Source organism: Actinomyces bouchesdurhonensis, from assembly GCF_900128465.1.
GTDB classification, from domain to species: Bacteria; Actinomycetota; Actinomycetes; order Actinomycetales; family Actinomycetaceae; genus Pauljensenia; species Pauljensenia bouchesdurhonensis.
In genome coordinates, this window is record NZ_LT635869.1 from 14,392 (window position 1) to 27,387 (window position 12,996).

Genomic DNA, 12,996 nt, shown 5'->3' on the forward strand with positions numbered 1-12,996 from the left:
GAAAGCACGCTGGTCTTCGGCTGGTGAAGTCTCTGGTGGTGCGGCTGGTCATTATTGGAGTCGTGAGTCATGATGGTGTGCGCCATAATCGACCGCATGCGCGAGCGTGGGCGGCTGTCGTTACCGACCGACTGTTCAGAGAAGTTATGGTGTAACTGTAACGATTGAATCCGCATTGAAACACATGGTTACATCGTGGTGAAGGTGATAACTGTCAGGCTTGGAACTCGTTCAACAAGCTCACTAGGGTGAGACTCAGATCCGCTCTCCGCTAGTTGAAAGAGAAATTGATGCCTCGACTGCGTCCCCTCCGAACCCGCGCCATCGTCGCCGCGGCCAGCGCACTGGCAGCCCTGTCGCTCCTGGTCACGTCGCTGTCCCCACTCGGAGCGCAGGCCAACGCAGCCGAGGAAACCGCACAATCAACCCAGGTCACCTCATCCCAGGAAGAAGCCCAAGCCTCGTCCGAAACCGACGCGGTCACCGAACCCGCACAAGACAACCAAGCATCAACGGAGGACCCGACCGACAACGACACCGAAAGCGCGCCCACACCCCCCGAAGCCACCCCCGAGGACCAACCACGCACGCGCCGCACCCGCGCCATCAACGACACCGCCACCCTCGCAATGTCCGTCGCCAACGACACCGCCACCCTGCCGATCCGAGACCAACAGACGACCACCATCAACTACTCATGCTCCTCCGTCTCAACCCCCTGCGAAGGCGGAACCATCGAGGTGTGGCTCCCCGCCCCACTCACCCCCGCAGGCGAACAGCTGAGCGACAACTTCTACCAGGCATACCCCGTCGCCGGTAGCTCCGTCGTGACAACACGAAACGACATAGTCGCCGGCACCCCGCGCATGCAACGCATCCTGTTCACGCTCAAGGATCCGATTCCCGCCGGAACATCCGACCGAATCCAAGTACCGTGGAGCTACCTCGGCAACGACGCACCAAACAACTCCACCACTACCACGCGAGTCGTTTTCTCCGCGACCAACGCCCAACCCGTTGAACAATCCCTCACCACGACATGGACTGCAAGCCTCGACGTGGCAATCAACAAAAGCGGACCGACACAACCCCAGGATTACCCCGCCGTCGGAGGCCTCGCCACCTACAAGCTCTACTACGGGTACCAGCAAATCGACCAGAGTGACCCCAACAAGGTCGGTATCCGATGGAACGGATCCGCACGAAAATCCGCGAACCTCAACGGCCTAGGCTTCGTCCAAGCCCACAACATCACAGTCAGCGATCCCCTGCCCGCAAACGCCGTCTTCGTCTCCGCGACCAACGGCGGCCACTACGATGCCGCCACGCACACCGTGACCTGGACGTACGAGGACTGGGCGTGGCAAAACCCCATCACCTCAACAATCACCGTCAAATACCCCGTCGGAGCCGTCACCACCTCCGACACAGTCACCAACGAAGCCACAATCACCGCGCAAGTGCAAAACGACCCCTCGACTGTCGTCACGAAGAGCTCCGACATCACCCACGGCTTCTCCGCGCGCAGACCCGCCGGATCCATGATCAAGTACGGCAACGACTGGCAGTACCAAACCCGAGGCAACTCCGCGCAGTGGCGACTGGGCGCCACAAACTCGGGCAACACGCCCCTGCACTTCCGCTGGGACGACACGCCCCCCTGCACGTGGTCCACCCAGGATGCCAAGGCCTCGGGCGGCGCCTGCGACACCCCGACAATGGTCAGCCCCTACCGCTTCCAAATCCACTCCACCTCCGGATATGAGGACAACGGAGGTTGGACCCTGGAGTACTGGACCAACAAGGGCAACCACGACAGCGTTACCTACACGGCCTCGTCGCCCCTCACGCTCCCCGACGGCGAGTGGATCACCCGCTTCACGATCGACACGGACGCACTGCCACAAACCAACCCGACGATCTTCTTCTACGGGACGATCCCCACGTCCTTGCCGAACCAAGAACCCGCAGACTTCACCAACCACTACAACCCAGCCGCCCCGCCCGAACAGTACTACAACTACGTGGCATCCACGGACTACGTGCGCTACCAGAACTGCGCGAGCGGCACCGCGACCGACATCGATAGTGGCGCCGTCATCTACACCAACGACAATCTGTGCTCGTGGATGCGCGTGCGCAACGACTTCCCCAGCATTCAGATAGTTGGATCCCTGGGCACCGACCCCGTCGTCATCGGCAAACCCGCTATGTTCGCCCTCAGTGCGTACGTGCGTCCCAAGAGCGCCGGAGGCGTCCCCACGCCCGTGACGATGACCGACCTGCTGCCCCTCGGGTTCGACGTGGATGACACAACGACCGTATCAGTCTTGAAGAACTCGACGCTGAAAAATCCCGACGGCACCCCCTACGACCTGACCAAGCTCAATACCACCATCTCGAAGAACTACAACGGCACCGGTCGCACCCTGGTGAGTATTGCAGCACCCGACGCAGTCGAAGGAAACCTGTACGTCCACCTGACAGCCACTGTCCTGTCGACCACGCCAGCGGGTAGTAACAGCAACGACGCCGCCGCTTTCATGCCCGGCGACGGTGCGAAGTCCACCACGCAGGACACGAGCCTGCGCAACGCCGCATACTGCCAAGGCAGTCGGGCACGTGACACCAATGACGTCAACCGCAACGGTTCGACCGAAGACTACGTGTGCAACTCCTCCACGCAGTTCAACGTGTCCGCCACCCCCGGAATGACCATCACAAAGGAAGCTAAAGGCAACAAGGACGACGACTTCGTCCCCGCCGGTCAAATTGCCCAGATCGACCCGGGTGGCGACGGCGCATACCGATTCACGATCAGCAATACCGGTAACACTGCGCTGACGAACGTCGTCGCCTACGACATCCTTCCCTACAAGGGGGACGTGGGTGTTGGCCCCGCCGCCGGGCAGGCGCGCGGCTCCTCGTGGAAGCCGAACCTCAACTCAACCAACTGGTCCTTCCAGTCCGTCAAACACGCCCCCGGGCAAGCCCCCGTGACGACCACTGTGCCCGCTTCGGACATTACGGTGGAATATTCAACCGTTCCCAATCCCTGCCGCGGCGAAGTCATGGCCGCCGGCGGTTCAATGAACGATTCCCCCGTCGGTTGCACGCGCAATGCGTGGGGCGGAGCGCCCTCCGACCTGTCCACCATCACCGGTTTCCGTATCGTCATGAATCGCGATATTGAAATCGGCGAGACGATCCAGTTCGTGGCAACCATGACATCACCGGTCAACGCGAACCTCATCGCCTGGAACTCGGTCGCCCTGGCAGCAGGCTCCCTCGAAAACAATAGAGTGTCCTACCTGCAACCCAACGAGGCCCCCAAGGTTGGCATTAATGTCTCCACCGACGTCGCCGTGAGCAAGTCCGTAGTGCGCGCCAAGATGAACGGTGACCAACCCGTTCGCGATGCAAACGGCATCATCGAAGCGGACGAATCAACCGATCTGATCATGCCCGGTGACTACATGCTCTATCGGGTGAGCCTGGCCAATAGCGGCCCCTCCGTCGCGTCGGGCATCACCATCACCGACGCTATGGACGACTCTGTAGAGTACGTTTCCTCCGAAACTCGTATCTGCCAGGACGGTGCCACGAACCCATGCACGGGTCCGGTCTACACCGACGCCTCCTACGACGAGTTCAACTCTGAATGGAACGCCATACCCTCGGGGCAACTCAACGTGAACCTCAACGTCGGGGCAACGATGACGATGTACATGCTCGTTCGGGTAGCCGACGGTGCCGAGGGTCGAACCGTCATGAACACGGTCTCGCTGGGCGACTTTGATCAGGTCGATTCCGACACTGCTAACAACACCGCCAGCGCTACCTTCACGGTCGGCGGTTCGATCTCCGGCACCATCTTCAACGACGCCGACGCCACCTGGTACTACGACACCGGTGGTCCGGGCGTGCCCCTTGACGGCGTGAACGTGCGCCTGCTGGACGCCGACGGGCACCCTGTGAAGGATGCGTCGGGCACTGACATCACAACGAAGTCGACCGCCGACGGCAGTTACGTCTTTAACCGCCTGCCGATGGGCTCCTACAAGGTCGAGGTCGTCCCCTCCCTCGCGACGCGCGATGGCACGCAGGTGAACCTGGCGGACTACACCCTCACGCTCGCCTACGACTCCTCCGCGTCGCGCGCTCAGGCTGGCCAGGGCACGCTCCTGATTCCCAACCCGATCACGTTGACGCCAGCTGCGCCCACCGAGACGATGGTCGACTTCGGTTTCGTGAAACCCGCATCCCTCGGAGACTACGTATGGTTTGACGCGAACAGGAATGGAATCCAGGACGCGGACGAGGCCGGAGTCGCGGGAGTCGAGGTGTCCCTCGTGGATGCTGACGGTCAACCGGTCCTCGATGCCAGTGGAAACACCGTTGAACCCGTTACGACCGACGCGAACGGCAAGTACTCCTTCACGGACCTCCTGCCTAACCCCGATCGCATGTTCGCGGCTGCAGGCGAGGACCATGACAAGGTCATCTTCACGGCACCAGCCGGATACTCACCGACGGTGACCCACGCGGGAACCGATGCTGCGACAGATTCCAACGGACTGAGCAGCGACGTCGCGCTTACACAAGGGCAACGCGACACGACGGTTGACCTCGGATTGATTGCCGACGGCGCGATTGGCGGCACCCTGTACTGGGACGTCAATAACAGTGGTGGTGCGTCCCCGTCGGGACCTGACAGACCCCTGGACGGTGTGACACTCACGCTGACGTACAAGACGCCTACGGGTGTGGACAAGACGGCGACGACTCTCACGGATTCCCACGGTCACTACTCGTTCAAGGACCTGGCCCCCGGCGATTACACGATCATCGTTGAGGAGGATTCCGTGGCAGGCGCGTGCCCGACGTGCACTGCGCAGACCCACGCCCCCTCCGGTGATCTGACAGCAGCGCGGGGACAGGAACTGTCCCTGACGTCGAATGTGACGCTGACGCCCGTCGATATGTCGAACAATTCGCAGGATTGGGCGTTCACGAGTCCGGCAGACACTGCGATCGCGAAGACAATCACAGACCCGAGCGAGGCTGAACAAGACACCTTCGAGTTCACCCCCGGCAAGCAGGTCACTTACACCCTGACCTTGACGAACAACGGACCGGGTGTGGCGACCGGCGTCACCGTGCTCGATCATCTCCCCTCCGGTGTGTCCTTTGTTGGGGCCTCCGGAGACGGATCGTATGACGCGACGTCGGGCGTATGGAACCTGTCGGACCAGGTAATCGAGACCAGTGAGGTAAAGACCCTGGCGATCGCGGTGACGATCACCGGTGATGGTGCGGGTGCGCTCGTCACCAACGTCGCTCGAATCACCCACCAGGATCAGGTTGGCGATGACCCGACGAATAACGAGGCCTCGGCATCGTTTCGGGGAGGGTTCAACATTGGTGGCACGATCTACCGCGACTCGGATGGCTCGTACTCCACCGCCGGCTCTGAGGAGCGCTTCACGGGGATCACAGTCGCACTGTTGAACGAGGATGGTTCGCCCGTCCTGGGCGACGATGGTGTTCCCGTGACGGCGGTGACTGACGCCTCCGGAGCTTACCGGTTCGTCGACCTCGGCAGGGGCGCCTATCGCGTCAGTATTGTTGACGCTGCGCAAAGTCCGCTGGCGTCGCTGGTGCCCACCCAGGCGTACGCCGGTAAGGGCGCCACCTGGGCCACCGTGATCATCTCGGACGCGTCGGTTGAGGGGGTGAACTTCGGCCTGGTTGCCCCCGCAACGATCGGTGAGCGCGTGTGGGATGACGTCAACGCCAACGGTAGCGACGACGGCGAACCCGGCATCGGAGGCGTGAGCGTGATCCTCACCGACGCTGACGGTGCGCAGGTGGCTCGCACCACCACCGACGCCAATGGCAACTACCGTTTCACAGGCCTGATCCCGGGCACCTACACCGTCACCATCGAGGCCCCGTCCGGCTATGCGGCCGCGACCACCTCGATGAGCGTGCGCGTGGGTGAAGGCGAGGAATACGTGGACGCGGACTTCCCGCTCACCCTCATCCCCGCCCCCACGCCCGCCCAGGCGCACCAGGTGCTCACCAACCGAGGCCTGGCACGCACCGGCACGGACGCCACCATCATCGGTGGCATGGCGGCCCTGGCGGCCATCGCCGGCGCCCTGGCCATCGGCGCGAAGCGCCGCCGCGAACGCGAGGATGCCTGACAGGCACGCAGGGCACACCCCCCACGCGGGGGCGAACCCCACCCCTCAGGGGGCGCGAGACCAACAGGTCCCGCGCCCCCTGCGCACATACCCGGTCCCGGCCTCGTCAGTGAGGCGCCTCCGAGCACGGCCACGCACCCTCCGCGCGACGCTGTGGAACGCGCGGCGTGGGACGCAGATGAGGGTGGGAGCAACTAGGCTTGGAGGGTGACCACAGCACTGTATCGCCGGTATCGCCCCGACACCTTCGACCAGGTGATCGGCCAGGAGCACGTGACGGAGCCGCTCAAGGCGGCGCTGCGCGCGAATCGCGTGACGCACGCGTACCTGTTCTCGGGGCCGCGCGGCTGTGGAAAGACCACGTCGGCGCGCATCCTCGCGCGCTGCCTGAACTGCGCGCAGGGCCCCACGGACACCCCGTGCGGTCAGTGCGAGTCCTGTCGCGAGCTGGCCACCGGCGGCCCGGGTTCGCTCGACGTCGTCGAGATCGACGCGGCCTCGCACGGCGGCGTCGACGACGCACGCGACCTGCGCGAGCGCGCCACTTTCGCGCCCGTGCGTGACCGATACAAGATCTTCATCATCGACGAGGCCCACATGGTCACGAACCAGGGCTTCAACGCGCTGCTCAAACTCGTCGAGGAGCCGCCCGAGCACGTCAAGTTCGTCTTTGCGACGACGGAACCCGAGCGCGTCATCGGCACGATCCGCTCACGTACCCACCACTATCCGTTCCGCCTGGTGCCGCCGGACGTGCTAGGACCCTATCTGACGACCCTGTGCGCCGAGGAACACGTCAATGTTGGCGACGGCGTGCTCACGCTCGTCATGCGCGCGGGCGGCGGTTCGGTGCGCGACACCCNGCGGAGGCCGCACTGCGTGAGAAGAAGCAACGTGAGCGGGCGGTAGCCGCACCCCGAACCCACGCGGCCGACGACGACAGCGCCAGCATCGACGACGACAACATCGACAACTCGCAGACGATCGGCTTGGCAGCGGTCCTGGAGATTCTCGGCGGACGCGTCATCGAAGAGAAGATGACCGAGGGAGGATACTGACATGTACGAAGGCGCTCTGGCCGACCTCATCGACCAGTTCGGACAGTTGCCGGGTATCGGCCCGAAGTCCGCGCAGCGCATGGCGATGCACGTCCTGGATGCGGAGCCCGACGAGGTCGCGCGCCTCGTCGACGCGATTAACGCCGTGCGTGGGCGCGTGCGTCACTGCGTCATCTGCGGCAACCTCACGGAAGAGGACGAATGCTCGATCTGCCGCGATGTGCGCCGCGACCCCAGCGCGATTTGCGTGGTCCAGGAGCCCAAGGACATTCAGGCGATTGAGGGCGCGCGCGTGTTCCGGGGGCGTTACCACGTGCTCGGCGGCGTCATCGACCCGATCCACGGGGTGGGGCCGGACCAGCTGAACATTGCTTCGCTCATGAGCCGCCTCGCGGATGGCACGGTCACTGAGGTCATCCTGGCGACCAACCCGAACGTCGAGGGCGAAGCGACGGCCGCGTACCTGGCGCGCATGCTCTCCACGATGGGGGTCGAGACCTCGCGCCTGGCCATGGGCCTGCCCATGGGCGGTGACCTGGAGTACGCGGACTCGGTGACGCTGGGGCGCGCGCTCGAGGGCCGCCGCCGCCTCTAGGCACCCTGGGGTTGTGCGCAAGTTGCTGACGGTTTGTTGATACGGCCTGTTGTCCAGGCCGCTAGGTGTCGTTCGTATTCGATGGTGGATTTGCCGCCGAGGCTGGTGTGGATGCGGCGGCGGTTGTAGAAGTCTTCGATCCAGGTGGTGACCCCGGTGTAGACCCGGCCGCGGGTGGTGAAGGTACGCGTTCTGCGCGTCCATCAGCTCACAGCGCTGGTGTTGTGGTGCACGGAGGCGAAGAAGGCGCGGGCTTTTCCCAAGAACTCGTTCTCCTTCTCCAGCTCGCGCACCCGCCGACTGGGCGCCGTGTTTGCGGCTTCCAGTTCGCGTGGATTAGGACGCCCCTCACGCGCGGCTTGACGCCGCTCGCGCTCGAGTGTGACCCACCGGCCCACCACCGATTCACCCAGCCCTCAATCCCGCGCCACAGACGCGATCAAAGACCCTGTATCCAACACCAGACTCGCCACATCACGACGATACTCCGGTGTCAAACGACGACGAGTTCTCATCACAGGTGCCTCACTGGCCGCAGGAACGCGCGCCCGCTTAACGAAGTGTCAACAACACAAGCCTAACCCCACAGCCATCAATCATTTGTCCAGAGTGCACTCCAACGTCGGTTGTGCACCGTCGTAAGCGAAGTCGATGGTGCAGGTGAAGGTGTCGGAGGGCGTAGGAAGACTGTCGGCCGCCGGGTCGGTTGGTCCCGTTGGCACACTCAGCCAAAATGAGGTGCCGTGTAGTGATCCAATGAGCAGTGTCTCGTTTGTTAGGTCCAACGCTGCCGTACTGTATGCAAGGGCTCCGCAGCGTCCTTCCCTGGCTGGATCCGGTGTGCCGGTGCGGCAAGATGCTGCGAATGCTTCGCTTTCCTTCCGGATCCAGTCGGTAAGTTTGTCGCTGGGAATGATCGTGAAAGGTGGGACTGTAGTATGGGTTCGCAGTTCTCCTGTGCCGTCATTCAGGGGAATCTCGTATTGAATCGTCCAATAGTCTGGATTCCGGGGGACTGCCTCGATGCGGTAGCTGCCGGGGAAGAGGTAGTAGGAGCCCTGCGGGTCGCTGATCAAGATGTCGCCTACGCGAATGCTACGGAGACCGTCCGTATTGATGTGGTCAATGGATAACCCGGATGCAAAGAGGTCGATCTTCCACATGCCGAGCTGGCCGTTGCGTCTATCTAATTTCTCTACGCGAGAACTTGAAGGAAATTGGGTGGTGGTTCCATCATCAAATTGAATAGCTCCTTCGATCCATATATCCGTGCTCCTATTCGTCGGGTTTTGAGAGACTTCTCCTTGGAATGTGACGGAGCTGGGCGTGTGTGCGTGTGCAGCATCTGTGAGGAATGCCGACGAGGGTTGGCGTGTCGAATCGGCGAAGGGAACCGGGGAGTAGGCTAGGGCCTCGTCGTATTTCCCGTCTCTGACGAGGTCCATGTAGCGGTTCCATGCATCCATGGCGGTCAGGTCGGACAGGTACACGTAGTTCGACCAGTATCCCACACCGGATGCGGTGGCCACGAGGCCCGCGCACAAGGCGGCGGCAACCCAGCGCTTGCTTCGCGACACGTGCGTCTGTGAAATGCTCTTCGCGTAGGGTAATTTCCGTGAGAAATAGTGCATAGCAACTCTCCCAAACAGTGAACGTTGAACAATGCTCGTGCTACGAGGGATTGTCTCGTTGGTGAGATTAGAACAAATTTGGGGGGTGTCAATTTCCCGGCCTTGGTCCCAGGTCGGTGTGCGCATCGCTTGGTCGAGCAGGCCCTGGATGCGGCGGGTGAGCTCGCCGGACCTGGTCGGCTTTACGTCCCAGGGGCAGAGCCACGATAATCAGGTAGCGGGTGGTGCGCTCAACCAGGGTTGCGCCCACGTGATCCCCTTGTTGAGTATCTCTTCCGGGGCCATGAGTTCTCCTGTTAGATGATTAGCCAACACGGTGCCCCCAGACCAGCAGAAACCGAACACCCCCAGACGGCCTCGTGACCCTCTCGCGGTGACGCACGTGTGACACAATCGGAAGGGCAACGCCCCGACAGGTGAGGAGGCCATGATGGCGACCCAAGCGAGCGGCGGCGCGCCCCGCGTGCTCGTCGTCGACGACGAGGCAATGCTGGCGGACCTGCTCTCGCAGGCCCTACGCCACGAAGGCTGGGAGACGAACACGGCGACGGACGGACTCGACGCGCTCGCCANATTGAATAGCTCCTTCGATCCATATATCCGTGCTCCTATTCGTCGGGTTTTGAGAGACTTCTCCTTGGAATGTGACGGAGCTGGGCGTGTGTGCGTGTGCAGCATCTGTGAGGAATGCCGACGAGGGTTGGCGTGTCGAATCGGCGAAGGGAACCGGGGAGTAGGCTAGGGCCTCGTCGTATTTCCCGTCTCTGACGAGGTCCATGTAGCGGTTCCATGCATCCATGGCGGTCAGGTCGGACAGGTACACGTAGTTCGACCAGTATCCCACACCGGATGCGGTGGCCACGAGGCCCGCGCACAAGGCGGCGGCAACCCAGCGCTTGCTTCGCGACACGTGCGTCTGTGAAATGCTCTTCGCGTAGGGTAATTTCCGTGAGAAATAGTGCATAGCAACTCTCCCAAACAGTGAACGTTGAACAATGCTCGTGCTACGAGGGATTGTCTCGTTGGTGAGATTAGAACAAATTTGGGGGGTGTCAATTTCCCGGCCTTGGTCCCAGGTCGGTGTGCGCATCGCTTGGTCGAGCAGGCCCTGGATGCGGCGGGTGAGCTCGCCGGACCTGGTCGGCTTTACGTCCCAGGGGCAGAGCCACGATAATCAGGTAGCGGGTGGTGCGCTCAACCAGGGTTGCGCCCACGTGATCCCCTTGTTGAGTATCTCTTCCGGGGCCATGAGTTCTCCTGTTAGATGATTAGCCAACACGGTGCCCCCAGACCAGCAGAAACCGAACACCCCCAGACGGCCTCGTGACCCTCTCGCGGTGACGCACGTGTGACACAATCGGAAGGGCAACGCCCCGACAGGTGAGGAGGCCATGATGGCGACCCAAGCGAGCGGCGGCGCGCCCCGCGTGCTCGTCGTCGACGACGAGGCAATGCTGGCGGACCTGCTCTCGCAGGCCCTACGCCACGAAGGCTGGGAGACGAACACGGCGACGGACGGACTCGACGCGCTCGCCAAGGCCGCGAGCTTCCACCCGGACGTCGTCATCCTCGACGTGCAGATGCCGCGCATGGACGGCCTCGAGACGCTGGAACGCCTGCGCGCCCGCGACCCCGAACTGCCCGTCCTCTTCCTCACCGCCCGCGACGCGGTCGCCGATCGCGTGCAGGGCCTGCGAGCGGGAGCCGACGACTACGTCACCAAACCCTTCGACCTGGACGAAGTCGCCGCCCGCGTCGAGGCGCTCCTGCGCCGAGCGGGACGCACCCAGCAGGCGGCCTCGAGCGTGCTCACGGTCGCTGATTTGACTCTCGACCTGAAGTCCCATGACGTGCGGCGTGGCAACGAAGATATTACGTTAACGAACACAGAGTTCGAATTGCTCCGGTATCTCATGGAAAACGTTGGAATCGTTTTATCTAAGCAGAAGATCCTCGACGCCGTGTGGAGCTACGATTTTGGCGGCCAAGTCAACGTCGTCGAACTCTACNGCTGACGACGGGCCCGGCATCCCGCCGGCGATTCGCGATCGCGTGTTTGACCGTTTCGTGCGGGGCGACTCCTCGCGAACGCGCGACGGGCACGGGTCCTCGGGACTGGGCATGTCGATCGTCGAGTCGCTGGCTCGCGCGATGGGCGGGTCGGTGCGGCTAGTTGACAGTGAGAAGGGGACTGTTATCGAGGTGATGCTGCCGGCGGCGTGATGAGGCGCGGGCGCTCTTGTGCCGTTTCCTATGCCACGGCCTCGACCGCTGAGTTCGGGCGTCACCAGGCTTGGGTCGCTTCACTGGTCCCGGCCTCGCGCGTTGTGTGGGCCTGCTCGCAGTCGCGCGTTCAATGTCACCCCAGATCAGCCGTTCATATACCGGAAGTTCCCAGCGTGATCGCGCCAGCGCCGTAGGATTGACACGGTGGCGTATGCTGCCCGAATGCGTGCAGACCAGCACGTACAGACAGAAATGAGGGTCCAGTGGCACTGATCGTGCAAAAATACGGCGGTTCTTCCGTGGCCGACACCGAGGCCATGAAGCGCGTCGCCCAGCGCATCGTGGACACGCACAACGCGGGACATCGCGTCGTCGTCGTCGTATCAGCGATGGGCGACACGACTGACGACCTCCTCGACTCGGCCGCAGCACTCACCGACAACCCGCCCGAGCGCGAGATGGACATCCTCCTGTCCGCGGGCGAACGCATCTCCATGGCCCTGCTGGCCATGGCCGTCAACGAACTCGGCGTCGAAGCCCGCGCGTACACGGGGGCCCAAGCCGGCATCAAGACCGACAATCACTTTGGTGCCGCCCAAATCATCGGCATGGTCCCCGAGCGCGTCGCCCGCGCCGTCAAGGATGGCCAGGTCGCCATCGTCGCCGGATTCCAGGGCATCTCCAAAGACGACGACGTGACCACCCTCGGCCGCGGCGGCTCCGACACGACCGCCGTCGCCCTGGCTGCCGCCCTCCACGCCGACGTGTGCGAAATCTACACGGACGTCGACGGCCTCTTCTCCGCCGACCCGCGCATCGTCCCTAAGGCCCATCGCCTGCGCACCCTCACCCAGGAAGAGACACTGGAAATGGCCGCGCACGGCGCCAAGATCCTCCACCTGCGGGCCGTCGAATTCGCCCGCCGCTACGGGGTTCCCCTGCACGTGCGCTCCTCGTTCTCCGAAAAGAACGGCACCTGGATCTCTGACTCCCCCGCAAACCCCGAACTCAAGGGCCTCGTGCCCGACGCCGCCTTGAAGTCCCCAGAGGAAAACGCCATGGAAAAGCCCGTCATCTCCGGTATCGCTCACGACCGCTCCCAGGACAAGATCACCGTCACCGGCGTGCCGAACAGTCCCGGCGTCGCCGCCCGAGTCTTTGCTGTCGTCGCCGAGGTCGGTGCCAACATCGACATGATCGTCCAGAACCTGCCGATCTCCGACCCCACGAAGGCCAACATCACGTTCACCCTGCCCGACGGTGACGCGCAAAAAGCC

The 12,996-nt window shown here is 63.0% G+C and carries 4 protein-coding genes and 4 pseudogenes; 7 read left to right on the top strand and 1 reads right to left on the bottom strand.

Annotation, left to right across the window (positions count from 1 at the left end):
• Positions 1-290: 290 nt before the first annotated feature.
• From BQ7477_RS08435 to recR, 3 genes and pseudogenes are all read left to right on the top strand, one after another.
• Positions 291-6,209 (top strand): SdrD B-like domain-containing protein, encoded by a 5,919-nt coding sequence (locus tag BQ7477_RS08435; protein WP_073983594.1) that lies wholly within the window; start codon positions 291-293, stop codon positions 6,207-6,209.
• A 207-nt stretch (positions 6,210-6,416) separates the two neighbouring features.
• Positions 6,417-7,070 (top strand): annotated as a pseudogene (dnaX, locus tag BQ7477_RS08440) (DNA polymerase III subunit gamma/tau); the annotation flags it as partial.
• A 198-nt stretch (positions 7,071-7,268) separates the two neighbouring features.
• A complete protein-coding gene (recR, locus tag BQ7477_RS08445) occupies positions 7,269-7,862 on the top strand; it encodes a recombination mediator RecR (protein ID WP_073983595.1) in 594 nt (197 codons plus the stop codon).
• Between the two features lie 596 nt (positions 7,863-8,458).
• On the opposite strand, the gene BQ7477_RS11885 is transcribed toward recR, so the two are convergent.
• Positions 8,459-9,493: a hypothetical protein gene (locus BQ7477_RS11885; protein WP_073983597.1), complete on the bottom strand. Its 1,035-nt coding sequence runs from the start codon at positions 9,491-9,493 to the stop codon at positions 8,459-8,461.
• A 427-nt stretch (positions 9,494-9,920) separates the two neighbouring features.
• Here BQ7477_RS11885 and BQ7477_RS12465 point away from each other — a divergent pair.
• The 4 genes and pseudogenes from BQ7477_RS12465 to BQ7477_RS08480 form a co-directional block, all read left to right on the top strand.
• A pseudogene (locus BQ7477_RS12465) lies at positions 9,921-10,088 on the top strand (DNA-binding response regulator); the annotation flags it as partial.
• Between the two features lie 796 nt (positions 10,089-10,884).
• Positions 10,885-11,502 (top strand): annotated as a pseudogene (locus BQ7477_RS08470) (response regulator transcription factor); the annotation flags it as partial.
• A pseudogene (locus tag BQ7477_RS08475) lies at positions 11,501-11,716 on the top strand (ATP-binding protein); the annotation flags it as partial. The pseudogenes BQ7477_RS08470 and BQ7477_RS08475, both read left to right, overlap by 2 nt.
• A gap of 266 nt (positions 11,717-11,982) precedes the next feature.
• The coding region (locus BQ7477_RS08480) for an aspartate kinase (RefSeq protein WP_073983599.1) at positions 11,983-12,996 on the top strand (1,014 nt) is incomplete at its 3' end.